A 26,341-nucleotide genomic window follows, 5' to 3' on the forward strand; every position below is an offset into this window, starting at 1 on the left:
ATGGGAACGTACGATGCAATCGTTGTCGGGGCCGGCATCGCCGGCCTCGGCGTCGGCAGCCTTCTCCAGGGCAATGGCCTGAAGACGGCGGTGTTCGAGAAGAGCAAGGTCGTCGGCGGGCGCTCGAGAACCTTCGATCTCCCCGGCGGCTGGAGGATCGACATGGGAACGCACTGTGTCGACCAGGGCATCCACTCGTCCTGCAACAAGCTGCTCCAGGTCCTGGGGAAGGAGATCCCCTGGTCCCACAATCTGGAGGGCTTCATGTTCTATGACGAGGACGGCACATGGAAGCCCATGATGGAGTACCTCAACCTCACGGCGGGCGAAAAGCAGGAGCTCTTGGACCTGCAGAAGTGGATCGGCTCCGCCACGGACGAGATCATCGACCACTACGACAACGTTTCGCTGACGAAGCTCCTCGAAGAGAAGGTGAAGTCGCCCAGGATCGCCGAGTTCTGCAAGACCGTCGGCATGGTCCAGACGACCCTGACGGAGTCGGACATCATCTCCGCGGGCGAGTTCATCCACATCTACCGGGACCAGATCCGCGTCTCCATCAGCCCGGACCTTCCCTTCAACGCGGTGCGGATGCCCCTGGGCGGCGTCGCGACGATGATGGCGGCCATGGAGGCGGCCTACCGCGAGAGGGGGGGAACGCTCAACCTGGGAACGCCGATCCGGAAGGTCAACGTCCGGAAAGGGCAGATGACGGAGGTCGTGACGGATGACGGCGCGTATTCGGCGCCGATCGTCGTCATCGCCGCGCCCATCTGGAACGTGCTCCGGTTCCTTTCCATGGACGAGATGGCGCAGTTCGCCCCGGCCTGGGCGAAGCGCATGAAGGAATGCGAGTTCGAGACCAGCGCATCCACGGGCTTCACCATCGGGACCAGGGCGCCCCTGTTCGATGACAAGTGCTACCTCTCCGCCTGGCGCGTGCCCGGCGTGGGGCTGCCCCTGCAGATCCTGGGGCACACGAACTTCGACGACACGATTGCGCCCCCGGGGCACATGATCGCCTTCATCGGGGCCTGCGGCACGCCGGCGCAGATCGGGAACGCGGAGTTCCGCAAGAAGACCCTGGAGCAGTTCTGGGAGGTCGTCAAAAAGATGTTCCCCAACGTGGAGCGGGACCTGGTGTGGAGGCAGGACGGCTTCACCATCGGCATCGACGGCCTGAGCCGCTCGCCCGGGATGACCGGGCGCTACCGGCTTCCCGTTTTCCTGCCCGAGGTCCCGGGGCTGTATTTTGCCGGCGACTGCTACACGGGGCGGGGCGTCGGGATGAACACGGCCGCCAGCTCCGCCGTGATCTGCGCGGAAGAAATCCTGGCCCGGCAGGGAAAGTAGCCGCATTCCAATTCAGGTTCATTCGGGGGCAGGGGGCCTTGCGGGCCCTCCGCCCCCCCTTTCATCCGATCATTCCAAAGGGGGGGACTTTGCATATGAATCGAAACATCGCGCGCTTTCTGGACCGCAACATCGAGACCTACGGCGAGTACGAGCAGTTCATTTTCCTGGGAAACGACGGACCCCGGCGGATCAAAAACACGGAGATCCGCAGCCGCGCGCAGGCCCTGGCCGCGGGACTGAAGAAGGCGGGAATCAAGCGGGGAGACTCCATCTGCACGGTCGTGAGCAACGTGCCGGAGATTCCCGAGATCATCAACGGCATCAACCGGTGCGGCGCGATCTACCTGCCCGTGGTGTTTCTGCTCACGGCGGCGGAGATCCGCTACATCCTGGAAGACTCCGGCTCCCGGGTGATCATCACGGAGACGATGCTGCTGCCGAAGATCCTGGAGGCCGCAAAGGGGGTGGCGTCGGTCGGGAAGATCGTCGTCATCGGAGGCGAGACCCGCGACGATACGGTCTCCTACGCGGATCTCCTGAAGGAGGCCGAGGGCGGAGGGGACATCGAGACGGTCGACGCGGACGACGTCGCCATCCTCATGTACACGTCCGGCACGACGGGCGTTCCCAAGGGGGTGATGATCACCCACCGCAACATGGAAGCACAGATGCGCAACGGCGTGGTCTACACGGGTTGCGAATACGGGTCCGTCGTGATGGTCGTCGTCCCCATGAACCACATCCTGGGGGTTCTCACCTGCCTGGAGGGCAACTACGTCGGCAGCGTCACCTACATGATGCAGCCCTTCGATCCGCGCAAGGTGCTGGATGCCATTCGGGAGTACAGGGTCGAATTCATCCCCCTGGTCCCGACCATGATCGTCTACATGATGATGGTCTTCGATCCGAAGAAGGACGACCTGTCGTCAATGAAGACCTTTATTGCCGCCGGCGGCCCCCTCAGCGTGGAGACGCAGGTCCAGGCGATGAAGCTGTTCCAGGCCGACATCAGCGTGTCCTACGGGTGCACCGAGACGGCGGGAACCATCACGCGGCAGCATCACGAACGGCCCCGGAAGACAGGATGCGCCGGGTTTCCGATCGCCTCCATGAGCCTGCTCATCGTCGACGACAACGACCGGGAGGTTCCCCGCGGAACGGAGGGGGAAGTCGTCTGCAAGGGCCCCGTCGTCATGAAAGGGTACTGGAACAAGCCGCAGGAGACGGCCGAAGTCCTGAAAGACGGCTGGTTCCACACGGGCGACCTGGGGCGGCTGGACGAGGACGGGGAGCTCTACATCACCGGCCGCAAGAAGGACCTGATCATCAAGGGAGGCGAAAACATCGATCCCGGGGTCGCCGAGGGTCTCCTATACAGGCATGCCGCCGTCATGGAGTGCGCCGTTGTCGGAATGAAGGACGAGAAGTTCGGGGAGGAAGTGGCCGCCGCGATCACCCGGAAGCCGGGAATGGAGACCACGGAAGAGGAGATCCTGGCCTATCTGAATGAAAACATGAAATCATTCCTGGCACCGAAGCGAATCTTCTTCTTCAACGGGCTGCCGAAAACAACCCTGGGCAAGGTTCTCAAGCGGGAGATCCGGGACATCATCAACAAGAAGCTGAAGCAGGAGTGAAATAATTAATATATTCAATACCTCAAGATGCATGATGGAAGCTGTGCATGAAGGTTTTCAAGACCGGATAAGGATGGAGACATGGAAGAACATTATGATGTGATCGTCGTCGGAGCCGGAGTCGGCGGGCTGACCGTCGCGTCCCTGGCCGCGAAGGAAGGGCTGAAGACGCTCCTGGTGGAGCAGTGCGACCGCGTCGGGGGACGGGCCCTGACGATCCGCGGGGAGGAGATCCTCTGGCACGGGGCTTCCTGGTACAAGTCGCTCCTGGCGAAACAGTACACCTGGATTCCCTGTGCCGAGCCGTCCCTGGAGGACATCATCGCCCGGCAGATGCTGAAAGGGTACACGCTGGACGTGGGTTACCACGGCGTGGCCCTCAACGGTGACGGGTATTTCCTGGATCTGGACGAGCGGATCGGCACCGGTGTTCCCATGGTGGGGAATGTCAACAGCACGTATATCGGCGACGAATGGTACCTGGATTTCGACGCCGGGAAAATGGACGAGCGGCTGAAGAAGATCGCCGAGGACAACAAGATTCCCTTCGTCAAGTTCTATCTCGCGGCGGCCAGGCTCAAGGACGAGGACTTCGACCGCCTGGAGTCCGTCTCCGTCACCCAGTGGTGCAAGGACAACGGGCTCTACGAGAACAAGACGATCTTCGGCATGATCCATGCCGTGTCCACGCTGATCACCACGATCAACGATCCCGACGACATCTCCATCGGCGACATCTTCCGCTACATGGGGACGGTGATCAACCCCCGTTTCAAGGCCGGGCGGGCGAAGTGGCCCTCCGGGTTCACCACCGGAGGCATCATGCGCTGGAGCCAGGCCGTGGCGAACCGCTTCATGGAAATGGGCGGGAGCCTGGCACTGAACACCCGTGTCCGGGAGATCCTGATCGAAAACGGCCGTGCCGTCGGCATCATGGTCGAGGACTGGACCGGCGCCGCGCGGAGAATCAAGACCTCCCGGGTGGTCAGCAACATCCCCATCCAGGACACCTTCAAGGTGGCCGACAAGGGCTCCTTTCCCACCGAGTGGGCCGACCGGATGGAGGGACTCTACGGGTACGGCTCCATTGCGCCCTACTTCGGACTGAACCGGCTCGTCCTGCCGGAGCGGGAGTGGAAGGTCGGCGTGAAGGACACGTACGTCATCCCAAAGGAGGAGGGCTTCGAGTACAACGTCTACATGTGTTGGAACATCCAGTCCCAGACGGATCCCTCCTGCGCCCCCGGCGGAAAGCACCTGATGACGGCCTACGCCCCGGTGACGGAAAAGGAGGCGAAGGACAAGGACTTGATGGCCAAGGCCTGCCGGCTCATCATCGACTACCTGGAGCGCCGCTACCCCGGGTTCAGGAAGAGCATGGACTGGGCCCTCTTCCCGACGGCCTGGAAGCTGGAGGGCGTGGCGAAATCGAAGACCCAGGCGGGAACCCTGAAGGCCCCCGTCGAGGCCCCCGGCGTGGAAGGACTGTACTTCGCCGGCGACACCGTCAAGGGCTACGGCGTGGCCATGGACTGCGCGGTGGCGGCGGGCCTCATCTGCGCCTCCCGGATCACCGGGAAGGACTACGGCGTCGCCTGAGCGCGCACGTACAGGCACGAATTCCCATCACGAATTATGAAAACGGCCGGAACGGTCCCGATGTTCCGGCCTTCTCTTTTTATGGGAAACGTCGGCATCCGTCGATGGGCGTTTTAACAGGAAGACAGGACAACAAAGAAATCCATTCGGAAGCATAGACGAGAAGAAAGATTCCATAATTCTTGACACCGGAACGGCCGTGATCTAATTGAATGAACGCGTTCAGTGAACCATGATGCACCGGCATAATCAAGATACATATCGGATATTATATGGGTAATGCGGAAAGAAAAGAGCCGGGAAAGAATACCAGGATCAAGCTGATTCTCGACAGCGCGGCGGTCGTCTTCCGGGAAAAGGGGTTCCGGGATTCGACCATCGAAGACATCGCGGCCCGCGCCCAGATCGCCAAGGGAACCATCTATCTGTATTTCAAGAGCAAGTCCGATCTATATTTCTGCCTGGTCCAGCCTGCCCTCGAATGCCTTTCCAAACGCCTGATCCAGATCGCCGAAGACAAGGACGACGGCCCGGACAACCGCATACGACGCCTCGCCCGGGCGATCTACGAGTTTTATGACAAGGACACGGATGCCTATTACCTCCTGATCCGCTACAACGAGGAAGAATACTCGAAGCTGCTGCCGGAGGACCGGATTGAGCGCTTCAAGTGCATCATGCGATGCAACCTGAAGCAGGGGGAGATCGTCATCCGGGAGGGCATCGAGAAGGGGGTTTTCAAAGACGTCAATCCATACGCCGGCGCGGTCATTTTCTGGAGCGCCTTCATCGGCATGATCCAGTTCCAGGAGAATCGGATGAAACAGGGGAAGAAGGATTACCGGCAAGCGACGCTGGATTATATCGAGATCTTCATTGACGGCCTGCGGACACACTGAGTGTTGTTGCCGATTCAATGTACATGTTCCTATTCTTTCCCCGCCTCCATGATTTACCTGACAGACCGGGATCGGGAACAGCCGGTCCACGGCCGTTGTCAGGGGTGCAGTCCGTATTCTGACTTCTGACCAATCAAAATGGGGAAACAGACATTCCTGTCTTTCCGTAAATGTACGATATGATAAACAATGCAGATAATGAGCCCATTGGCACCGGTTTTGCGAAGAATTCCCGGGGAAGGCAGGACCCATCCACAGGAGATCCCGCAGCGGTCGTCCCGCCCGTGCCGTCGGGCTGACAGGCCGGTAGCCAGACCCGGAGAAGGAACCTTTACGAAAGGAGCAGGACATGTTTCCGCATCTGTTTGCACCCGGACGCATCGGAAACCTGGAGATCAGGAACCGGATCGTCATGCTGCCCATGACCATGGGCTATTCCGAGGCCGACGGCACCGTCGGTGACCGCTTCATCGCCTATTTCACCGAGCGGGCGAAAGGGGGCGCCGGGCTGATCATGATCCCCTTTTCGCCTCTCGACGTCGGGTCGTTCCTGGCACCGGCCATATACGACGACCGGTACCTGCCGGGAATCCGGCGGCTCACGGACGCCCTCCGTGCGGAAGGGGCGAAGAGCGCCTGCCAGCTCATCGTTTCCTATCACGTGTCCTTCGGGGACGGGCCGGCCGAGCTGGTCGGTCCCTCCCCCGTGCTGAACCAGATGCTGCGGCAGACTCCCCGGGCGCTCACGGTGGAGGAGATTCATTCCATCGTCGGGGAATATGGAACGTCGGCCCGCCGGGCCCGCGAGGGGGGATTCGACGCCGTCGAGTTCATCGTGGGCGGCGGCTACCTCCTGAACCGCTTCCTTTCGCCCATCACGAACCAGCGGGAGGACGAGTACGGTGGAAGCCTGGAAAACCGGATGCGGATCCTCCTGGAGATCGTCGCATCCATCCGGAAGGAGGCGGGGGATGACTTCCCGCTGGGCGTGCGCCTCAACGTGGAGGAGCAGATGCCCGGGGGGCACACGATCGAGATATCGAAGGGCGTGGCCCGGGTGCTCGAAGAAGCCGGCGTGAGCTTCATCAACACGTACACCGGATGGCACGAGTCGCGGGTGCCGACCGTGGCCCCCTTCGTACCCAAGGGAGGCTTTGCGGACCTCGCCGGGGCGATCAAGGGCGCCGTCGGCATTCCCGTCATCGCCGCGAACCGGATCAACGATCCCGTCACGGCCGAGCGGATCCTGGCGGAGGGAAAGGCGGACTTCGTCGGCATGGGCCGGGCCTTCATCGCGGATCCGCAACTGCCGAACAAGGCGAGGGAAGGGCGAGTCGGGGAGATCGTTCCCTGCCTGGCCTGCGGCAACTGCCTCTCCGACATCCTGGTCATCTACAAGGATCCCCACAGCCCCGCCTCGGTCTCCTGCACGGTCAACCCCCTGGCGGGCCACGAGCTCGATTTCGTTCCCGCGGCCGCGGACAGGCCCCGGAACGTCTTCGTGGCCGGCGGCGGTCCCGCGGGCATGGAGACGGCCCTCATCGCCGCTGAAAGGGGGCACCGGGTCACGCTCTTCGAGAAGGAAAACAAGCCGGGAGGCTGGCTCCGGGTGGGATGCCTGCCGCCCCACAAGGAGGACATCCGGAACCTGGCCGGGAGCCTGGCCGCGCGGGCGCGCAAGGCCGGCGTCGAGATCCGCCTGGGGACCGCCCTGGACGCCGCGACCGTCGAGAGTGGGAAACCCGACGTCCTGATCGTGGCGGTCGGGGCCGTGCCCATCGTCCCGGATATCCCGGGCATCCGCTCGGACCGCGTGGTCTCGGCGGAGGACGTCCTGACCGGGAAGAAGACCGTCCCGGGGAAGGTTGTCGTCCTGGGCGGCGGCCTCGTGGGCTGCGAGACGGCGGAATTCCTGGTCACAAAGGGAAAAGGCATCGAGGGCGTCACCGTCCTGGAGATGCTGGACCGCCTGGCACCGACGGTCTCGACCAGTTATCGCCCGTTTTTCCTCGGGATGCTGAAAATGCTGGGCATCCGCCTGGAGAACCGGACGACCGTCGAGGAGATCACCGACCGGGGCGTGAAGGTCAACCGGCAGGGGACCCCCGAATTCATCGAGGCCGACTGGGTTGTTCTCGCCGCAGGCCTCCGGGTCGACCTGAAAGCGGTGGAGGCGTTCCGGGGTATGGCCCCGGAGGTTATTGTCGTCGGCGACTGCGTCCGGCCCCGCATGATCAAGGAGGCCATGCAGGAGGGACTTGCCGCCGGCCTGAAGGTGTGAATTCGCTTCCGGCATGCCGGAAGAAGGAATCCGTACAGGAGTCCAAACCCCGAAAAGGAGGAACCGATGGCCATCAGCGAGTCCAGGAAGGAAACCGTAGCGGCGCTGGAAAACATCATCAAGATCGTCGGCAAGATGGGAGTGAAGATCGAGCGGTTCGATCCCGGAGACGTGAAGGTCCGCCTGCCGAAGGAGCCGAACATCAACCACGTCGGCATGGTCTATGCCGGGTCCCTCTTTTCCCTGGCGGATTTCACGGGGGGCGTCCTCTTCAGCTCCTGCTTCGACCTGATGAAATACATCCCCATCCTGAAGGAGGCGTCGATTGTCTACCGGCGCCCGGCCATGACCGACATGACCATCGAGACGTCCTTTACGCAGGCCGAGATCGACGAACTCAGGAAAACGGCGGACAGCGTCGGCAAGGCCGATTTTGTCAAGGAGTTCGAATTGAAGGACGAGAGCGGGACCGTCTGCTGCATGGCCCGGGGAAGTTTTCAGATCCGCAAGGCCGGTTGACCTTCCGGATGATCCTGGAAGGGAGGCGACGGTCGCCTCCCTTTTTTTTTCCAGTCCGGCTGCCGATGCAGCCGTCATCCGGATGGCCGGCCGACGGTGGTTTCCCGGGGCGGAAACATTCTTCTTGACCTATATTAAATTAATATATATCCTTCCCGCCATACAACACGAAGCATTCCTGTTCGCAGCCTTCCCCTGCTGCAGCGCCGGCATGCCGGTCCGCCGTCGCGGTTCCGGTCCCGTACAACGGACGATCCTTTGAGGTGACCGCCATGTCTGTACGCTATGCCATCCTGGGGCTCCTTCACTACCGGAACATGCACGGGTACGAGATCAAGCGGCACATCGAGCGCCACTTCGGTCACATGTGGACCATCAACTACGGCCAGATCTACCCGAACCTCCGAACCCTGGTCGAAGAGGGCCAGATCACCCTGGCCGACGTCTCGCCGTCGGAGAAGGGCGGTCCCCACCGGAAGCTCTATGCCGTCACGGAGAAGGGGCGTGAGGAATTCGGCCGGTGGCTGGAGAAGGAAGAGGACTCGCGGATGTTTCTCCGCGACCCGTTCCTCATGCGGTTCATCTTTTTCGGCTTCGGAAAACGGGACCGTGCCCTGGCCATCATCGACAATCAGCTCCGGATCTATGAAAGCCAGCTGGAGCGCCGCCGGCAGCTTCTCGATCGGTGGCAGGAGCAGGGGGAGTACGTGCGCCTCGTCGCCGAGCTCGGCGAGGAGTTCAACACCATGTACGTGACTTGGCTCAGAAGGGCGAGACAGGAAATCCTGGAGCGGATGGAGGAGTGATCGGAAACTGACCGTCGTTTTCACGTCCGTGGAGGAGGGACCATGGCGTACACGGGGATCACACTGGTTACCGGGGCTGCCGGATTCATGGGCAGCCATCTTGTCGAGCACCTCGTCTCCCTGGGGGTGCGGGTACGCGCCACCGCCCGCCCGCGCAGGGACACTTCCTTCTTCGACCGCCTGGGCGTCGAGTTCGTCCCTGCCGACCTGACAAAGCCGGAGACCCTGCCGCCTCTCTTTGCCGGCGGCGTGGACCGCGTCTTTCACCTTGGCGCCATCTGCAATTTTTCCACCCCTTACGAGAAGCTCCATCCCACCAACGTTGCCGGCGTGGAACACCTGACGGGGCTGGCCCTGAAGGCCGGCGTGAAACGGTATGTCCACGTCGGGTCCACGAGCGTCTATGGGCCATACAAGGGCGTCCCCTTTCATGAGGACGCCCCCCGGACTCCCCAGGACGACTACGGCCGCAGCAAGCGGGACGGGGAAGACGTCGTCTGGCGGCGCATGCGGGAGGGGCTGCGGGCGGTCATCACGCGGCCCTGTACGGTCTACGGACCCCGCTGCAACGACGGAGCCGGGAAGGCCTTTTCACGCCCCTCGTCCATCGCCGCCATCCCCGGGCACGGCCGGCAGCGGCTCTCCAACATCCGTGCCGAGGACGTGGCCGCCGCGGTGGAGTACCTCTCCCACCGGGACGAGGCCGTCGGCCAGGCCTACAACATCGCGGAGGACACCTACCCGACCGTCGGGGAGGCCCTCACCCTGGCGGCGAAGACCTTCGGCACGAAACCGCCCACCCTTCATCTTCCCCTGGGGCTCCTCAAGATTGTATCCCGGATCGACGGCCGGCTGGCCGCCCGCCGGGGCCGCATCCCCGACCTGGAGTACGATGCCGTCTGTTACCTCTATGACGATTACATCGTGGACAACACGAAGCTCAAGGCCACGGGCTACCGGCTGATCTACCCGGACTTCAGGACCTCCATGGAGCAGCTCAAGACCTGCGGGGCGGCCGCGGGAAGCTGACGTCCGGCCCGCGGCGCCGGGGAATGTTTTCAGGACGAAAGGAAGTCTCACCAATCAAGGAGGGGACAACATGGGACAGGTGGTCGTCATTACCGGTCTGGCCGACGGGATGGGAAGGGAAGTGGCAAAGATCCTTGCACGGGCCGGCGATACGATCGCCGGGTTTGACGTGTCCGCGGAAGGCATCGCCTCCCTGGGAAAGGAGCTGAACGAGATTTCCGGCACCACCGGGAAGCACTGCCTCGTGCCGCTCGACATCACCGACCGCCAGGGCATCCGGCACTTCCGGGACGAGGTCCTGGCGAAATACGGCCGGGTGGACACCGTCCTGTCCAACGTGGGAATCGGCTTTTTCGGGCCTTTCGAGGAGGTGGACCTGGAGGCGGCCCTCAAGTGCCTGGAGATCAACGTCATCGGCGCCGCGGCCGTGTTCCAGGCCTTCATCCCCGCCCTCCGGAAACAGGGAGGCGGAAAGCTCATCGCCATGTCCTCCCTGGTCGGCCAGATTCCGTTTCCCTTCGAATCGATCTATTCGGCCAGCAAGTTTGCCATCGAGGGAATGGTCATGTCCCTCCGGTACGAAGTGGAGCCCTTCGGTATCCGGGTGGCCCTGATCGAGCCCGCCCAGGTCTCGACGTCCTTCGCCGCGAAGATCCACAAGCTGCCCCCGGAAGGCTCTCCCTACCGGGAGCGGGCCCGGCGCTTCATCACCCGCGACAACGTCCTCATCAAGACGGCGCCGACACCCGACGAGGCGGCCGAGAAGATCGCCCGGATCGTCCGGCAGGACCGGCCGGCCTTCCACAACCAGGTGGATTTCATGAGCACGCTGTTTCTCTTCCTCAACCGGATCCTGCCCGTCAGGGTCCGCGATGCGATACTCCTGAGCCACATGGACATCAAATAGGGGGGACTTATGAGCTATACGTTCGATCTGCCGACCAAGATCATCATTGGCGAGGGATGTTCCGGGCAGCTGGGCGGGATCGTGTCCGGCAGCGGAGCCCGGCGCGTCCTCTGTGTCTGCGACCGGGGCGTCGAGGCTGCGGGAATCGTCGCTCCGCTGATTGAAACGATGGAGGCCTCGGGCCTCAAGGTTGAGCGATTCAACGGGGTGTTGCCGGATCCGCCCCTGGATATGATCGAGGAGTGCACAAAAAGGGCGGTGGACATGAAGCCGGATGCCTTCGTGGCGATCGGCGGCGGCAGCTCCATCGACACGGCAAAGGCCGTCAACGCGAACCTGACCAACCCGGGGACGTTGAAGGAGCATGCCATTCTTCTCAACGGCCTGAAGGTCTTTCCCTTCGAGAAGCCGCTCCTGCCGCTTTATGCCCTCCCGACGACCGCCGGGACAGGCAGCGAGGTGTCTCAGGGGGCGGTGGTGACGGACGACGAGCTGAAACTGAAACTGTCCATCATCGCGCCGAACCTGATGCCCACCATGGCGATCATCGATCCCGCGCTGACGGTCGGCCTGCCGCCTGCGATCACTGCATCCACCGGAGTGGATGCGCTGGCCCATGCCGTCGAAGGTCTCATGAGCGGCCTCGCCCTGATGATGCCCTCCCCCATGCGGGAGGGGTTTGCCCTGACCGCCATCGAACTTGTCCTCAACAACCTGGAGACGGCGATCCGCGACGGGAAGGACATGAAGGCGAGGACGAACATGTCCTACGCGGCCTTCCTGGCCATGCTGGGGAGCACCAGCGGGTACAGCATGGGACACGTCATGGGACACGCCATCGCGGAGGTGAGCGGCATCCACAATCACGGATTCCTGTGCGCCTCCATCCTCCCGTACAACGTCGAATTCCTGGCGGAATGCATTCCCGGGACGCTGCCGCGGCTGGCGGCGTTCCTGAACGTGGACGCGGAAGGGAGATCGCCCGCCGAGACCGGCGCGGCGGTCCGAGACGCCCTCCGCGGATTTTTAACATCCTGCGGTGTCCCGGCGCTGAAGAACCTGGGGATGAAGCCGGCGGACATGAAGGAGATCGTACACCACTGCACCTCCGGCACCTGGTACATGCTGGCCCCCAGGAGGCCGTCAGAGGAGGAGATGACCCGGTGGCTCGAAGCGGCCTGCGAGGGATAAAGACCACAGGAGCTGCCATCAATCGCCGGTACGGTGAACCGCAATGAAACAGCCAGGGAGAAGACGAACATGACCATGCAATCGGAAGCGAACGTGAAGGAGCGAAACCGCCTTTACATCCATGGCGAGTGGGTCTCGCCGAAGGGAACCGGCAGGGCGCCCGTCGTCAACCCCTGCACGGAAGAGCAGGTGTCGAGCGTGATCATGGGGAACGGGGAGGACGTCGACCGGGCCGTCCGGGCGGCGCGAGCGGCGTTTCCGGAGTGGTCCGGGACCTCCGTTGCACAGCGGGCCGGCTTTCTCGCGAAGATCGCCGCGGCCATGGCCGCCCGGCAGAACGAGATCGGCGACACCATCGCCACCGAGATGGGAATGCCGGCACCCTGGTCGCGAATGATTCAGGGTGGACTCCCCATTGCCACGCTGAACAGCTTTGTTCCCATCCTGGAGAACTACCCGTTCGAATACGACATGGGCCGGACCCGGATCGTGAAGGAGGCCATCGGCGTCTGCGGCTTCATCACGCCCTGGAACTACCCCCTCCACCAGATCATCGGCAAGGTCGCCCCCGCCCTCGCTGCAGGCTGCACCATGGTCGTCAAGCCCAGCCGGCTCGCCCCGCTGAACGCCTTTATCCTGGCCGAGATCATCGAGGAGGTCGGGCTTCCCCCGGGCGTCTTCAACCTGGTGACCGGAGCGGGCTCGGAGGTGGGGCATGCCCTGGCGTCGCACCCGGACGTCGACATGGTTTCCCTCACCGGCTCCACGCAGTCCGGCGTCCTGGTGGCCCAGGCGGCTGCCCGGACGATCAAGCGCGTGACCCTGGAGCTGGGTGGAAAGTCCCCCAATGTCCTTCTCCCCGACGCGGATTTTCCCACGGCGGTACTCAAGGGCGTGTACCAGTGCTTCCTGAACGCCGGCCAGACCTGCATCGCCCTCTCCCGGATGATCGTTCCGGCGGACAGGCAGGACGAGGTCGTCGCGCTCGCCGGGGCGACGGCCGAATCAGTCGTCGTGGGCGACGCCTTCGCCGACGGCGTCTACATGGGACCCATGGTGGACCGCCAGCAGCTTGCATCGGTACGGGATTACATCGAGACGGGGATCCGGGAGGGCGCAACCTTGGTGACAGGCGGGACAGAGCCGCCGGTGCACCTGCCGAGGGGCTATTTCGTCAGGCCGACCGTCTTGGCCGACGTCCGCACCGGCATGACCGTCGCCCGCGAGGAGATCTTCGGACCGGTCCTGTGCATACTTCCCTATAAAAACGAGGAGGAAGCCATCGGGATCGCCAACGACAGCGTATACGGGCTCTCCGGATCGGTCTGGTCCGGGGATCCCGAAAGGGCGCGAAGCGTGGCGAAGCGGATCCGAAGCGGCCAGGTGTTCATCAACGGTGCCGATTTCGACATCAATGCCCCGGCGGGAGGTTACAAGCAGTCGGGAATCGGCCGGGAGCGTAGCAAGTACGGCCTCGAAGAATACCTGGAAATCAAGGCATTGATTGGTCACAATCCTTCCTGATGGAGACATCGAGGCAGGCAAAAAAAAGGATGACCCCAATCCAGTCTGACGGGGCGGTCGCCCCGGGGAGGGACACATGAAGGCCCAGACCAGTCCGGTTTACGCGGTGCCGGCGACGCGCGTCGGCCGCCTCCGGGAGAAAATCGTCCACGCCCCCCAGGAGGTGTGCATCCAGCGTGCCCGGTACCTGACGGAGGCCATGGCCCGCCACTGGGACCGGCACCCCCTGACCCGCATGTCCCTTGCCTTCGAGCACATCCTGGCAAATATCGACGTCGTCATCCGGGAGGACGAGCTCATCGTGGGCTGCCGGACGTCAAAGCTCAAGGGGGCGCCCCTGTTCCCGGAAAACAAGAGCCGATGGATCGCGGGCGACCTGGAAAGCTTCGACCGGCGCGTGCTCCAGCGGGCCCTGATCACGGAGGAGGAGAAGCGGGAGCTCCGGGAGGACATCCTGCCCTTCTGGGAGGGACGGACCGCGGAGGAGCGCTTCGAGGCCCTCCTGCCGGAGGACGTGGCCGAGGACATGGACAAGTACATCTTCACGATGATGCTGGAGATCACTTACGGCATCGGCCACTTCACCATGAACCACCCCCGGATCCTCCGGCAGGGACTGGCGGGCGTGATCGCCGACATCGGCCTCCGCCAAGGCACTCTCTCCAAGGCCGAGCGGGAAGGGGAGAAGGGGATTTTCTACGAGGCGGTCATCCTGTCCCTGAAGGCGGCCGTCGCCTTTGCCAACCGTTATGCCGTGCTGGCCCGGGAACTGGCGGAGCGGGCGGCCGCGCCGCTCCGGCGGGCGGAACTCCTGGAAATCGCCAGGGTCTGCGAGCGGGTGCCGGAGCACCCGGCCCGTACCTTCCGCGAAGCGATCCAGTGCGTGTATTTCATCCACCTGCTCTCCCAGATCGAGTCGGGAGGCAATTCCATCTCGCTCGGCCGGATCGACCGGATCCTCTTGCCGTACTACGAGGCGGACCTTGCCGCCGGCCGGATCACCCCGGAGCAGGCCCGGGAGCTCCTGGCCCTGCTCTTCGTCAAGACCAACGAGATCTGGAACGTCCTGGAGGAGGCCTTCATCCCCGGAGGTGAGGGGACGGAGGGCAAGACGACCCAGAACGTCACCGTCGGCGGGGTGGACGCCCGGGGGGAGGATGCGACGAACGCCCTCAGCACGATAGGACTGGACGCCTTCGCCGACGTCCGGACCGTGCAGCCCAACTTCGGCGTGCGGCTCTCTGCCGGCACCCCGGAATCCTTCGTCATGAAGGCCGCCGGGTACGCTAAGGACGCCGTCCCACTCCATTTCTTCAACGACGAGGCCGTCGTTCCGGCCCTCGTCCAGGCGGGACACACCCTGGAGGACGCCCGGGACTACGGGGTCGTGGGGTGCCTGGAACCCAGTGCCCAGGGAAAGTCCTTCTGCTCCACCTTCGCCGTCCAGTTCAACGGGATCAAGTGCCTGGAGTTCGCCCTGTCCAACGGCATCGACAACATTTTCGGCTACCTCTCTGGCATCGAGACGGGAGATCCAGCATCCTTTACCACCTTCGGCGACGTCTGGAGCGCCTACGACCGACAGGTCGAGCACTTCCTCGGGCAGGTGGTGAAGGGCATGGCCGTCCTCGACCAGGCCATCGCGGAACGGGTGCCATCCCCCTTCGCGTCGGCGATGATCGACGGTCCCCTGGAAAAAGGCCTGGACCTCACCCGGGGAGGGGCCGTCTACAACGCCACAGGGGTGCAGCTCATGGGCTTCTCCAACATCGCCGATAGCTTCACCGCGGTGAAGAAGGCCGTCTTCGAGGACCGGCGCTGCACCATGGGAGAGCTTGCCGCGTGGCTCTCAGACGACTGGACGGACGTGGAAAACAAACGGCTGTTCTTCCTGGAGAAGCTGCCCAAGTACGGCAACGACGACGACGAAGCCGACGCCATGGCCGCGAGGGTCATGGCCCATTTTTGCGAGCGCCTCGAGCCGCACCGGAACTTCCGGGGCGGTGCCTTCTGGCCGGGGATCTTCTCCGTGGGGTTCCATCTGGCCTTTGGGTCCTTTACCGGGGCCACGCCGGACGGGCGGAGCGCCGGGGACATCCTGGGCAACGGCATTACGCCCTCCAACGGCCGAGCCCTCCGGGGGCCGACGGCGGTCATGAACTCCGTGACGAAGCTGCCCCTTCAGATGGCGACCAACGGCGTCAACCTGAATATGCGCTTCTCCGGGAAGCGCCTGGACCCGGCGATCCTCGCGGCGCTGGTCCGGGCATATTTCAAGAAGGGCGGCGTCCAGGTGCAGTTCAACATGATCGACACGGACGTTCTCCGGGACGCCCAGGCACACCCGGAGCGGTACCAGGATCTCGTCATCCGGATGAGCGGATACTCCGTGACGTTCGTCGACCTGAGCGACACGGCGCAGGACGAGATCATCCAGCGCATGGAATACGCCGTCTGAATCGGCGTTCCGGAAAGGAAGAACAGGGAGGGATGCCGTGAGCAAGGTCATGACCATGAAGGAGGCCGTGGAGACCCATGTCCATGACGGCGACTTCGTCTTCATCGGGGGCTATATCTGCAGGACGCCTTTTTCCGCCGTCCACGAGATCATCCGCCAGCGGAAATCGGGACTGACGATCACCCGGGGGAACGCCGCGGACGACTTCGACATGCTGATCGGCGCCGGCGTCGTGAAGCGCTTCGTCTCCACGTTCATCTCATTAGGCCTCTACGGCCTCGCCCGCTGCTACCGGCGCTCCCTGGAAAAGGGGATTCCCCACCGGATCGAGGTGGAGGAGTACACGAACCTCTCCCTCCCGATGATGCTCATGGCGGGCGCAATGGGGATGCCCTTCGTCCCCGTGAAGGACATGGTGGGGACGGACCTGCTGAACATCCGGGGATTCCTGGGGGAGAACAAATACCGGCTGATCGAATCGCCCTTCGACGGCAGGCCGGTCCTCCTCGTGCCGGCCCTGAATCCCGACGTGGGGATCATCCACGTCCAGCAGGCCGACGAGAACGGGAACGCCCAGATCTGGGGGATCGGCGGGGACTGCAAGTACGGAGCCAACGCCTCGAAGAAGGTCATCGTCTCCTGCGAGCGGATCGTCAGCCGGGAGACCATCGGGAAGGACCCCTCCCGGACCATCGTGCCGGATTTCAAGGTCGTCGCCGTGGTGGAGGAGCCCTTCGCCTCGCACCCCGGGTACACGCCGGGTTTCTACGACCTCGACCTGGGCTTCGGCTACCTCTACAAGGAGGCCTCCGGCACGGTGGAAGGGTTCGAGGCCTTTCTCCGGGAGTGGGTATACGACATCCCCGACCGGACGGCCTACATCCAGCATTTCATCGACCGGTTCGGATACGCCCGCTTCAGGAGCCTGCAGGCCCGGTTCGATTACGGCTACCCGGTGAGCTACGAATACTGAAGCGCCCGGCCCGATGAGGGGGGCAGAGCATGCCCCTTCCGGGGGAAACAATGCGGCGCGGGGATGGAATGAATTCCATCCCCTTCTCCAAGGAGGCGGAAAGCAATGACGGAGCACCCGAACGACTACATCAAGCCGGAGCTGATGGCCTGCTGCGGGGCGCGGGAGATCCGGGACGGCGACGTGGTCGTCGTCGGCACGGGGTTCCCCACCATGTCGGCAAACATCGCCAAATACACCCATGCCCCGAAGGCGGTGATGATGCAGGAATCCGGGGTCTACGACGCCCGGCCCCGCAGGCCCGCCCTGTCCGTCGGCGACGCCTGCCTCAATCCCGGAGCTGCCATGATCGGCGGTCTCGTGGACATCATGGGCATGTTCCTGCAGGGAGGATGGATCGACGTCGGGTTTCTCTCGGGCTCCCAGGTGGACCGGTTCGGGAACATCAACACGACCTGCATCGGGCCTTACGACCGTCCGGTAAGCCGGCTGCCGGGGAGCGGCGGCGCCAATCCCATCGGGTCCATGGCGAAGCGCGTCCTCATCATCGCCCAGCACCACCCGCGCCGCCTTCCGGCCCGCGTCGATTTCATCACGACGCCCGGATACATCGACGGAGCCGGGGCCAGGGAGAGGTGGAACCTGCCTGCCGGCACGGGTCCCCAGGTCATCATTACGAACAAGGCGGTCCTCCGCTTTCACCCGGAGACGAAGGAGGCCTGCCTGGCCAGTTATCATCCCGGCTGCACCATCGACGAAATCCGCGGCATGACCGGCTGGGATCTTCAGGTGGCTGACGACGTCCACGAGACGGAGCCGCCCCGGGCGGAGGAGCTGCGGGTCATCCGCGAGGTCCTGGATCCGCACCGGATGATCAAGATCTATGAATCAAAGGGCTATGTGTAGAGCGGACGTTGAAAGGGGATCGTCTGCTGCATGTTCTTTGTACCTCGCCGCTCGGCGTATATAAAAATGCGGTTCGCGGCTCAGAGGCTTCGGGAGCCTTGCGTCCAACCCCTTTTGAACGGCCGGAAATCGTGACGCCGGCGGTCGATGATCAAAAAAATGGACCTGTTTTCGTGACCGGACCCGAAGAGGAGGAGGGTGCTCATGGATCATACGGAGAAGCTGGCGGCGTTCCTGGCGGGGATCACCTTCGATGCGCTTCCCCCGGAGATCGTCCACAAAGCGAAGCTGTGCGTCCTGGACTATGTCGCCAACGTCTACGGCTCCCTGGAGCTGGAGGCCGTCTCCGGGGTGGTGGACTACATCCGCTCCCTCGGCGGGCCGCCCCGGGCCACCGTCCTGGGATGCGGCTTCCGGACGGACCTTCACCATGCGGCGTTCCTGAACGGGACGACGGCGGAGGCCATTGAGGCCCAGGACGGGCTCCGCTTCGGCGGGAACCACCCGGGGACGGCGGTGATTCCCGCCGCCCTGGCCGTGGCGGAGGAGAAGGGACTGGGCGGGAAGGCGGTCATCGAGGCCGTCGTCGCCGGGTACGAGGCGGCGGACCGGCCGGCGGCGGCGATGCATCCCTGGCACACCCTGGGGGGATTCCTTCCCACGGGGACCTGCGGGACCTTCGGCGCGGCCGCGGCGGCCGCCCGGTTGAGGGGATGCGACGCCGGGGGCATGCTGAACGCCCTGGGATGTGCCGGCTACCTGGTGCCCCTCTCCATGGCGCAGCAGCTCATGGGCGGGTACACCGTCAAGATCGTCCAGGGTGGCCAGGCGGCCCTCGCGGGGCTGATGGCGGCGGGGCTGGCCGGTGCCGGGATCACCGGGGACCGGCAGGTCTTTGAGGGGTCGGAGCTGAAGGGCGGATTCACCCAGATCACGACGCGGATGGATCCGAAGTTTGAGAGGCTGACGGAGGCGCTCGGGGAGCACTACACGATCGGCGACATCTATTTCAAGCCCTACACGGCCTGCCGCCACACCCACGGCGCTGCCCAGGCGACGCTGGAGCTGATGAAGGAGGAAAGGCCCGATCCGGCGGACATTGCCGCCGTCGAGGTCTTCACCTATGGCATGGCGGTCATCGCCGTGGGAAAGGGAGTCGCGGAGAGGGATACCTTCGTGAACGCCCAGTTCTCCATTCCCTATGTCACCGCTGTCTGCATTCTCGACGGGGCACTGGGGCCGCTGCAGCTCACGGAGAAGCGGATGGCCGACCCCGCCCTCTTCGCGTTGTCGAAAAAAGTATCCGTCCTGATGGACGAGGCGTTGAACGGCGTCTACCCCGACAAGACCTCCAGCCGCGTGGAGATGCTGCTCCGGAGCGGCAGGCGGCTTGTCCGACAGGTGGACGTCCCCAAGGGCGACCCGCGGGACCCCATGGAGGCGGCCGACCTGGCCGACAAGGTCCGGTTTTTCGCAGGCTCCCGGGAAAAGGAACAGACGGAGCGGATCATCGGGATGATCCTCAACCTGGAAACGATTCCGGACATCCGGGATCTCATCGGCCTGGTCTGAAGACCGGGCGGAATTTCACAAGAAGGAACAAGGAGTAGAGCGAATGGATTTTTCCTTGAACGACGAACAGAAGATGCTCCTTTCAACCCTGCAGTCCATGGGGGAGCGGGAGAAGTTCCGGGAGCGCGCCGCGGAGATCGACCGGACGGGTGAGTTTCCCTTCGACCTGATGGCAAGGTACGCCGAAATGGGGCTCCTGGGCATGACCCTGTCGCCGGAACACGGCGGCGGCGGTCAGCCGGCCATCAACGCCATCCTGGCCATCGAGGAACTGGCCAAGTACAGCCCCATGATCGCGGCGCCCGTCTTCGAGTCCAACGTGGGGCCCGTCCGGGTGATCGACCTGTTCGGGACGGAGGAGCAGAAGCAGGCGATCATCCCCGGGGTCTGCCGCGGGGAGCGGAGCGTCTCCGTCTGCATGACCGAGCCGGAGGCCGGTTCGGACCTGACGGCCCTCTCCACAAAGGCCGTGGAGGACGGGGACTCGTACATCCTCAACGGCCGGAAGATCTTCATCACCGGCGGCGGCCACGCCAGCCACTACATGGTCTATACCCGCTTCGGCGAGACGTCGGGCTACAAGGGCATCGGCGGCCTCCTCGTGGAGAAGGGCGCGCCCGGTTTCACCTTCGGGAAACAGGAGGAGTTCCTGGGCCTCCGGGGCATGCCGTCCTGCGAGCTGGTCTTTGAGGACGTCCGGGTCCCGAAGGAGAACGTCGTCATCAAGGCCGGGGATTTCAGCAGGCTCATGTGGACATTCGACATCGAGCGCTGCGGCAACGCCGCCATGTGCCTTGGCACGGCGGGCGGGGCCCTGCGGGAGGCCATCGCCTATGCCCAGGCCCGCCAGGCCTTCGGGCGGCCCATCTGCGAGTTCCAGGCGATCCAGTTCATGACCGTCGACATGGCGATGAAACTGGAGGCGGCGAAGCTCCTGGTCTACCGGGCGGCCTGCGGGGCGGGGCAGGGCCTGCCCTCGATCTATGATGCCTCCATGGGGAAGTGTTTTGCCAACGAGATGGTGATCGAGGTGACGAACCTGGCCATGCAGATCTTCGGCGGGTACGGCTACAGCAAGGAGTTTCCCGTCGAGCGGATGCTACGGGATGCCCGGGCCTGGGGGGTGGCCGGCGGTACGGTGCAGATGCTCCGGATCACCCTGGCCAGCGTCCTGTACGGCCGGCGCTTCGACCAGCGCCGGGGAAAATAAGCGAAGGGAGACGAAAGGGGGGACCATGGGGACCTATTATCGCGATGCGGATCATCTGTACGAGATCTATGGATATTTCATGGAGCGGATCCTGACGGACGAGAAGATCGGCTCGAAGATGGCCAAGGCGGGGATCATCATCCGCTTTATATACACGGACCCCGATTCCGAGATCACCATCGACCTGAAGAACCCGCCGGATAAGCCCGGATATTACGGGTCCTACCGTCTCGGTCCCTGCGATCTCAAGGAGGACGTCTGGTCGAAGCAGGCGGCGGACTTCTCCCACAGCTTCTGGCACGGCCTGGAGAATCCCGTCGCCGCGGTCACCCGGGGCAGGGTCAAGCAGGGCGGCAAAATCACCGCCATGATGAAGCTCCTGCCCGTCGTGAAGCCGGCCTTCCAGATGTTCCCGGTGATCCTGCGGGAGCTGGGATACCAGGATCTCGTCATCTCGAAAAAGGGTTGAGGGGGCGGCGGGAGCGGGACGTTGGGCGAAACGGGAACGATCTTCGACATCCAGCGGTTCAGCGTCCACGACGGGCCGGGGATCCGGACGACGGTGTTCTTCAAGGGATGTCCCCTCCGCTGCGCCTGGTGCGCCAACCCGGAGTCGCAGGAGAGGCTGCCGCAGCTCCTCCTGCGGGACAGCCGGTGCACCGCCTGTGGCCGGTGCCTGGCGGCCTGCCCGGAGAGGGCCCTCCGTATCACGAAGGAAAGTCGCCGGCGGATCGCCTGGAAGAAATGCACGCAGTGTCTCCGCTGCGTCGAGGCCTGCGAGACGGGGGCACTCTCCATTTCCGGCCGGGAAGCAACAGTCGGGGAGATCGTGAATGAATTGGAACGGGACCGCGCCTTTTACGAGTCTTCCGGCGGCGGCGTGACCCTCTCCGGGGGAGAGCCCCTCCTGCAGCCCGAATTTGCCGTCCGCCTGCTGGCGCGCTGCAGGGAAGCAGGGCTGCATACGGCCCTGGACACGTCGGGATGCGCCGATCCCGACGTTCTGCGGGCGGTGATCGCACATGCCGACCTGGTCCTGTACGACATCAAGACGCTGGACGACGGGCGGCACCGGGCATGCACAGGCGTCGGGAACGCCCTCATACTCGATAATGCAGGGCTCGCTGCCAGCCGGGTCCGGACCTGGTTCCGGGTCCCCCTCGTGGCGGGCGTGAACGACGGAGAGGATGAGATTCGCGGGATCGCGGCCCTGGCGCGGGAGCTGGGGGTGGAACAAATCAGCCTGCTCCCGTACCATCCGGGGGGACGGGACAAGAACCGGCAGATCGGTCGCAGAATCGAAGGATTTCAAGGAAGGCGGCCGACGGACCGGCGCGTGGAGAGGCTCCGGCGCATCGTCGAAGCGGAGGGTGTCGCCTCGTCCATCGGACGCTGAACGGATGAAGGAGGAATCTCCCCTTCCTGTCTACGGGGCGGTCGTTCCCGAGGAAGGTGCCGTTGCCGGCGGCGCCGGCTCCCTCCGGCGGTCGTCGACGACGATGTTCCGGAGGATCTCCCAGGCCTTCTCCACTCTTTTCCGCTCCTCCTCGCCGGGGTCGATCTTCGACCGGCCCGTCGAATGGACGACCACTGTCTTCCCGCTCTTGTCTGTGATCTCCCGGACTCCCATCGTATCGTACGGACTTTCTTTCGCCTCCCGTTCCTGCTCGATCATGAGCTGGATCGTCCGGTCGCTGACGCCGGCCTTTTTCAGCTTCAGGACCTGATCCGGCGTCAGCCCGAGGCAGGGCAGGGGTGCCAGGAACAGGACAAGCAGGAACACTGGGACCGCTGTGGTAAGGGTTTTCATGGAATCCCTCTCTTTTTTCCCTGTTCCTACCATGAATCCGCCGTTCTGGAAATGGCCGCAAGGCGTGTTTGACGCCTTGATTCGTTTCCGATATAAAATATGGCACGTTTTATGGAGCAGCGATGGATCGAGACGGTCTTCCGGCGATATCTTCAGAAACAGAGCGGAATCAAGACGATTTTCGACAGTTTTTCGAGAATGCCCGGGAGGGGTTTTTCCGAATCGCGGAAAACGGCCGATACCTGCTCCTGAATCCTGCCATGGCCCGCATCTTCGGATATGATTCACCGGAAGAGATGATGCGGACCGTCATGGACGTGGCCGGGCAACTCTTCGTCGATCCGGCCGAAGGGAAGAGACTCCGGGAGGCCGTCGAGAAGACGGACGGTCCTGTGAGCCTGGAGACAAAGGCCTGCCGGAAAGACGGACAAATCATCTGGATCTCCGTCAGTATCTGTTGTGTCCGGGATGAAGGCGGGCGGATCCGGTACTGCGAAGGGGTCGTTACGGACATCACGGAACGAAAAGAGATGGAGAAAGCACTGAAGGATTCGGAGGAGGAGTACCGCCTCCTTGTGGAAAACGCGCTGGACGCGGTCTTTGTCGTCCAGGATGGAACGATGAAATTCGCCAACCGTATGGCGGAAGACGTCCTGGGTTACACGCGGGAAGAGATCGCCGGACTGCCGTTTGTCGAGTTCATCCATCCCGACGATCGCGAGCTTGTCTACGGGCGGTATCTCAAGAGGCTCAAGAAGGAGGAGGCGCCCTCGCTGTACGAGTTCCGGGCCGTCAACCGGGAGGGCCGGGAACTGGATGTGCAGATCAACTCCATCCCGGTGACGTGGAAGAACCGGCCGGGGGCGCTTTGCTTCATCCGGGACATCTCGCCCCGGAAGGAACTGGAGAAACGCCTGCTCCAGGCGCAGAAGATGGAGGCCATCGGAACGCTTGCCGGAGGGATCGCGCACGATTTCAACAATCTGCTCATGGGCATCCAGGGCTATGCCTCCCTGATCCTGCAGGAGCTCGAAGAGGAAAATCCGTTGCGGGAGCGGGTGCGGGGGATCGAGAGGCAGGTAAAGAACGGCGCCGACCTGGCAAGGCAGCTCCTCGAATTCGCGCGAGGCGGGAAATTCCAGGTCATCCTGACGGATATAAACGACATCATTGAGAAAACTTCTTCCATGTTCGGGCGGACGAGACGGGAGGTCACGATTCACACGAATCTTCGAACGGGCCTCTGGTCAGCGAACGTGGACCGGAACCAGATTGAGCAGGTTCTCCTCAACCTGTACGTCAATGCCTCGCAGGCCATGCCGGGCGGGGGAAGCCTGTACCTGCACTCGGATAACATGGAGTTCGAGCAGGAGGAGGCCCAGGCCCTCGGTCTGCCCGCGGGCAGGTATGTACGGATCGGGGTCACCGACACGGGCATGGGGATGGATGACAGAACCAAGGCGAGGATCTTCGAGCCTTTTTTCACCACGAAGGAGATGGGCAGGGGAACGGGGCTGGGCCTGGCCACCGTTTACGGCATTGTCACCGGCCATGGCGGCACGATCCAGGTCTACAGCGAGAAGGGACATGGCACCAGCTTTCACATTTATTTCCCTGCCTCCGAAGGCAGGGCGGCAAAGGAGAAAGAGAGAGTCATGACCGAAGAGACGAAGAAGGGAAGAGAGACGGTGCTCATCGTGGACGATGAAGAGGTTGTCGCAACGGTTGCCAGCGAGATGCTGGAGCACCTGGGCTACCAGGTCATCGTGGCGAGAAGCGGAAACGAGGCGCTGGAAGTATTTACCAGCCGCAAGGGAGAAATAGACCTGATCCTGCTGGACATGATCATGCCCAAAATGAGCGGCGGGGAGACGTTCGACCGGCTCAAGGAAATGGACCCGGCGGTCCGCGTCATTCTCTCCAGCGGATACAGCATTGACGGCGAGGCGAGACAGATCCTCGGCCGGGGATGCAGGGGCTTCATCAACAAACCGTATACGCTGCAGATGCTCTCGGAAAAGATCCGCGAGGCACTTGCCTGATGCGGTTCGACGATTTCCACGTCGGGGATCGCTTCGAATCGCCCGGTCTGACGATGACGGAGAGCTCCATCATCGATTTTGCCCTGCAATTCGACTCCCAGGCCTTTCATCTCGATACGGAAGCGGCGAAGGAGTCCATCTACGGCGGTCTCATCGCCAGCGGGATTCACACGATCGCCGTGACGTTCCGGCTCTTCCTGATGACGGGCGTGCTCAAGAACAACCTGGGGTCGCCCGGCTTCGACGAGCTGCGCTGGCTGTTGCCCGTCCGTCCCGGCGACACGCTGCGGGCGATGGCGGAAGTGCTCGAGACGAAACCCCATCGCTCCCACCAGGACCGCGGCATCGTTCGCATGAGGATCGCCACGCTCAACCAGCGCAGCGAGACCGTCCAGACGATCGTCTGCAACCTGATGATTCGCCGACAGCCGGTCCAATCCGAATGACAATGGTCACAGGATCAGAGGCCGCAATGGCGCACCGGATGGATGCGTCGGGGCGCTGGGGCTGCCACGGGGCTTCCGCCGTCGTGGACGCTCTTCCGCGGGCGTCGTCCATGAAGCGTCTCTCCATTCCAGTCCCAGCAAATCATCCGTTGGAGGAAATCTCTTGAAAGCACTGAAAATCGTTCTCGCGCTCGTCGTCGTACTCGTCGTCGTTCAGCTCGCCCTGACGGGCATCAACATCTGGCAGAAGGGCGGACCTTACAAGGGACAGACCATGGAGCAGATCCTCGGCGTCGATCCGGCGAAGGCCACGGACAAGGACATCGAGAAGCTCGACAAGGCGGCCGTCTTCCAGCTCTTCTACGCCGCCCCGGCGCCGAAATTCGAGGACGTGAAGGGCGAATACAACGCGAAAACGCTCCCGGTGGGAATCCTGGCAGCATCCGCCGATTTCTACACGCACAACTTCTTTGGCCCCGGACGCTGGGTGGGGAAGGCCTTTCTCCCGGCGGAGAAAGAGAAGGGGTGGGGATACAATCTGTTCTCGGGCAAGGGAAAAGACGGGAAAGAAGCGATCGCGCGAACCAGGAAAATGAATACCGGCATCGGGAAGTCGAATATCGACGGGAAAGAGTCGTTTCACCTCGACTACAGTCCCTACAACGCGGGGACCGTTCGTTCCATGCACGACGAGTTGAGAAGGATCAACGACAACCTCATGCTGGGGATGGGCTACATGGGGCTCGGCGGCGGCTCGATCAACCCGGCCCCCTTCCTGGTCATCGGCCCGGCCGCCCCCTGGGTCGGCCCGGACAAGGAATGAAACAACCGGTCAGATGTGTTTATGCACTGCATCAAAAAATGGGGGCAGATTTCAAATCGACCCCCATTTTCTTTCGATATTTTTTTGATGCGCGGCAAACAATCCGTCCTATTTTTCCTTCATCATCTCCCGGATCTCGTCTTTCAGCGCCAGCTTGCTCACCTTGCCGTTGGCCAGGAGCGGCAGAAGCGGACGGATGATGAACTTCTTCGGGACCTTGTAATTGGCCATCTTCCCCTTGCAGTATTCCCGGAGCTCCTCCTCCGTGACCTCCTGGCCCGGCATGGGCATGACAAAAGCCCAGCCGACCTCCTGGTAGATCTCGTCGGGCACGCCGATGACGGCGGAGAAGA

The 26,341-nt window shown here is 63.1% G+C and carries 23 protein-coding genes; 21 read left to right on the forward strand and 2 right to left on the reverse strand.

Going from position 1 to position 26,341, the window contains the following annotated elements:
- From PLO63_17255 to PLO63_17340, 18 genes are all read left to right on the forward strand, one after another.
- On the forward strand, positions 1–1,353 hold the full coding sequence (locus PLO63_17255; GenBank protein HOI75891.1) for an FAD-dependent oxidoreductase: 1,353 nt from the start codon (positions 1–3) through the stop codon (positions 1,351–1,353).
- Positions 1,354–1,448: 95 nt separating this feature from the next.
- Complete coding sequence (locus PLO63_17260; GenBank protein ID HOI75892.1) at positions 1,449–2,993, forward strand: AMP-binding protein; 1,545 nt, start codon at positions 1,449–1,451, stop codon at positions 2,991–2,993.
- 81 nt (positions 2,994–3,074) lie between these two features.
- On the forward strand, positions 3,075–4,592 hold the full coding sequence (locus PLO63_17265; protein HOI75893.1) for an FAD-dependent oxidoreductase: 1,518 nt from the start codon (positions 3,075–3,077) through the stop codon (positions 4,590–4,592).
- A 272-nt stretch (positions 4,593–4,864) separates the two neighbouring features.
- Entirely contained in the window at positions 4,865–5,491 is a 627-nt protein-coding gene (locus PLO63_17270; GenBank protein ID HOI75894.1) for a TetR/AcrR family transcriptional regulator, read from the forward strand.
- 349 nt (positions 5,492–5,840) lie between these two features.
- A complete protein-coding gene (locus tag PLO63_17275; protein ID HOI75895.1) occupies positions 5,841–7,772 on the forward strand; it encodes an FAD-dependent oxidoreductase in 1,932 nt (643 codons plus the stop codon).
- Between the two features lie 66 nt (positions 7,773–7,838).
- A complete protein-coding gene (locus PLO63_17280; protein HOI75896.1) occupies positions 7,839–8,291 on the forward strand; it encodes a YiiD C-terminal domain-containing protein in 453 nt (150 codons plus the stop codon).
- 272 nt (positions 8,292–8,563) lie between these two features.
- Positions 8,564–9,097 carry a PadR family transcriptional regulator gene (locus tag PLO63_17285; GenBank protein HOI75897.1) on the forward strand — a complete coding sequence of 178 codons (534 nt, stop codon included), beginning with the start codon at positions 8,564–8,566 and terminating at the stop codon, positions 9,095–9,097.
- 42 nt (positions 9,098–9,139) lie between these two features.
- Complete coding sequence (locus PLO63_17290; protein HOI75898.1) at positions 9,140–10,126, forward strand: NAD-dependent epimerase/dehydratase family protein; 987 nt, start codon at positions 9,140–9,142, stop codon at positions 10,124–10,126.
- A 70-nt stretch (positions 10,127–10,196) separates the two neighbouring features.
- The gene (locus PLO63_17295) at positions 10,197–11,033 is read left to right on the forward strand and encodes an SDR family NAD(P)-dependent oxidoreductase (protein ID HOI75899.1); all 837 of its coding nucleotides are present in this window, start codon (positions 10,197–10,199) and stop codon (positions 11,031–11,033) included.
- A 9-nt stretch (positions 11,034–11,042) separates the two neighbouring features.
- Positions 11,043–12,224, forward strand: coding sequence for an iron-containing alcohol dehydrogenase (locus tag PLO63_17300; protein ID HOI75900.1), 1,182 nt, complete (start codon positions 11,043–11,045; stop codon positions 12,222–12,224).
- Positions 12,225–12,293: 69 nt separating this feature from the next.
- Complete coding sequence (locus tag PLO63_17305) at positions 12,294–13,748, forward strand: aldehyde dehydrogenase family protein (protein HOI75901.1); 1,455 nt, start codon at positions 12,294–12,296, stop codon at positions 13,746–13,748.
- Positions 13,749–13,824: 76 nt separating this feature from the next.
- The gene (locus PLO63_17310) at positions 13,825–16,206 is read left to right on the forward strand and encodes a formate C-acetyltransferase/glycerol dehydratase family glycyl radical enzyme (GenBank protein HOI75902.1); all 2,382 of its coding nucleotides are present in this window, start codon (positions 13,825–13,827) and stop codon (positions 16,204–16,206) included.
- Between the two features lie 37 nt (positions 16,207–16,243).
- Complete coding sequence (locus tag PLO63_17315) at positions 16,244–17,179, forward strand: CoA-transferase (GenBank protein HOI75903.1); 936 nt, start codon at positions 16,244–16,246, stop codon at positions 17,177–17,179.
- A 105-nt stretch (positions 17,180–17,284) separates the two neighbouring features.
- Positions 17,285–18,085 carry a CoA-transferase gene (locus PLO63_17320; GenBank protein ID HOI75904.1) on the forward strand — a complete coding sequence of 267 codons (801 nt, stop codon included), beginning with the start codon at positions 17,285–17,287 and terminating at the stop codon, positions 18,083–18,085.
- Positions 18,086–18,289: 204 nt separating this feature from the next.
- The gene (locus PLO63_17325) at positions 18,290–19,657 is read left to right on the forward strand and encodes an MmgE/PrpD family protein (GenBank protein ID HOI75905.1); all 1,368 of its coding nucleotides are present in this window, start codon (positions 18,290–18,292) and stop codon (positions 19,655–19,657) included.
- A 43-nt stretch (positions 19,658–19,700) separates the two neighbouring features.
- Positions 19,701–20,867: an acyl-CoA dehydrogenase family protein gene (locus PLO63_17330; GenBank protein HOI75906.1), complete on the forward strand. Its 1,167-nt coding sequence runs from the start codon at positions 19,701–19,703 to the stop codon at positions 20,865–20,867.
- Positions 20,868–20,892: 25 nt separating this feature from the next.
- Positions 20,893–21,336, forward strand: coding sequence for a hypothetical protein (locus PLO63_17335; protein HOI75907.1), 444 nt, complete (start codon positions 20,893–20,895; stop codon positions 21,334–21,336).
- Between the two features lie 21 nt (positions 21,337–21,357).
- Complete coding sequence (locus PLO63_17340; GenBank protein ID HOI75908.1) at positions 21,358–22,263, forward strand: glycyl-radical enzyme activating protein; 906 nt, start codon at positions 21,358–21,360, stop codon at positions 22,261–22,263.
- A gap of 30 nt (positions 22,264–22,293) precedes the next feature.
- On the opposite strand, the gene PLO63_17345 is transcribed toward PLO63_17340, so the two are convergent.
- A complete protein-coding gene (locus tag PLO63_17345) occupies positions 22,294–22,677 on the reverse strand; it encodes a hypothetical protein (protein HOI75909.1) in 384 nt (127 codons plus the stop codon).
- Positions 22,678–22,799: 122 nt separating this feature from the next.
- On the opposite strand from PLO63_17345, the gene PLO63_17350 reads away from it, so the two are divergent.
- From PLO63_17350 to PLO63_17360, 3 genes are all read left to right on the forward strand, one after another.
- Positions 22,800–24,719, forward strand: a complete 1,920-nt coding sequence (locus PLO63_17350; protein ID HOI75910.1) for a PAS domain S-box protein — start codon at positions 22,800–22,802, stop codon at positions 24,717–24,719.
- The gene (locus PLO63_17355; protein HOI75911.1) at positions 24,719–25,165 is read left to right on the forward strand and encodes a MaoC family dehydratase; all 447 of its coding nucleotides are present in this window, start codon (positions 24,719–24,721) and stop codon (positions 25,163–25,165) included. Before PLO63_17350 ends, PLO63_17355 begins: the two co-directional genes overlap by 1 nt.
- Positions 25,166–25,328: 163 nt before the next feature.
- A complete protein-coding gene (locus PLO63_17360; protein ID HOI75912.1) occupies positions 25,329–25,988 on the forward strand; it encodes a hypothetical protein in 660 nt (219 codons plus the stop codon).
- 108 nt (positions 25,989–26,096) lie between these two features.
- Here the strand turns inward: PLO63_17360 and PLO63_17365 are convergent.
- On the reverse strand, positions 26,097–26,341 hold a 245-nt coding region (locus PLO63_17365), incomplete at its 5' end, for a fatty acid--CoA ligase (protein ID HOI75913.1).

It is taken from the genome of Syntrophales bacterium (assembly GCA_035363115.1).
GTDB lineage: Bacteria > Desulfobacterota > Syntrophia > Syntrophales > PHBD01 > PHBD01.

Coding starts and splice junctions, on each gene's coding strand:
- PLO63_17255 (HOI75891.1), top strand. CDS start 1: ATGGGAACGTACGATGCAATCGTTGTCGGGGCCGGCATCGCCGGCCTC.
- PLO63_17260 (HOI75892.1), top strand. CDS start 1,449: ATGAATCGAAACATCGCGCGCTTTCTGGACCGCAACATCGAGACCTAC.
- PLO63_17265 (HOI75893.1), top strand. CDS start 3,075: ATGGAAGAACATTATGATGTGATCGTCGTCGGAGCCGGAGTCGGCGGG.
- PLO63_17270 (HOI75894.1), top strand. CDS start 4,865: ATGGGTAATGCGGAAAGAAAAGAGCCGGGAAAGAATACCAGGATCAAG.
- PLO63_17275 (HOI75895.1), top strand. CDS start 5,841: ATGTTTCCGCATCTGTTTGCACCCGGACGCATCGGAAACCTGGAGATC.
- PLO63_17280 (HOI75896.1), top strand. CDS start 7,839: ATGGCCATCAGCGAGTCCAGGAAGGAAACCGTAGCGGCGCTGGAAAAC.
- PLO63_17285 (HOI75897.1), top strand. CDS start 8,564: ATGTCTGTACGCTATGCCATCCTGGGGCTCCTTCACTACCGGAACATG.
- PLO63_17290 (HOI75898.1), top strand. CDS start 9,140: ATGGCGTACACGGGGATCACACTGGTTACCGGGGCTGCCGGATTCATG.
- PLO63_17295 (HOI75899.1), top strand. CDS start 10,197: ATGGGACAGGTGGTCGTCATTACCGGTCTGGCCGACGGGATGGGAAGG.
- PLO63_17300 (HOI75900.1), top strand. CDS start 11,043: ATGAGCTATACGTTCGATCTGCCGACCAAGATCATCATTGGCGAGGGA.
- PLO63_17305 (HOI75901.1), top strand. CDS start 12,294: ATGACCATGCAATCGGAAGCGAACGTGAAGGAGCGAAACCGCCTTTAC.
- PLO63_17310 (HOI75902.1), top strand. CDS start 13,825: ATGAAGGCCCAGACCAGTCCGGTTTACGCGGTGCCGGCGACGCGCGTC.
- PLO63_17320 (HOI75904.1), top strand. CDS start 17,285: ATGACGGAGCACCCGAACGACTACATCAAGCCGGAGCTGATGGCCTGC.
- PLO63_17325 (HOI75905.1), top strand. CDS start 18,290: ATGGATCATACGGAGAAGCTGGCGGCGTTCCTGGCGGGGATCACCTTC.
- PLO63_17330 (HOI75906.1), top strand. CDS start 19,701: ATGGATTTTTCCTTGAACGACGAACAGAAGATGCTCCTTTCAACCCTG.
- PLO63_17335 (HOI75907.1), top strand. CDS start 20,893: ATGGGGACCTATTATCGCGATGCGGATCATCTGTACGAGATCTATGGA.
- PLO63_17345 (HOI75909.1), bottom strand. CDS start 22,677: ATGAAAACCCTTACCACAGCGGTCCCAGTGTTCCTGCTTGTCCTGTTC.
- PLO63_17350 (HOI75910.1), top strand. CDS start 22,800: ATGGATCGAGACGGTCTTCCGGCGATATCTTCAGAAACAGAGCGGAAT.
- PLO63_17355 (HOI75911.1), top strand. CDS start 24,719: ATGCGGTTCGACGATTTCCACGTCGGGGATCGCTTCGAATCGCCCGGT.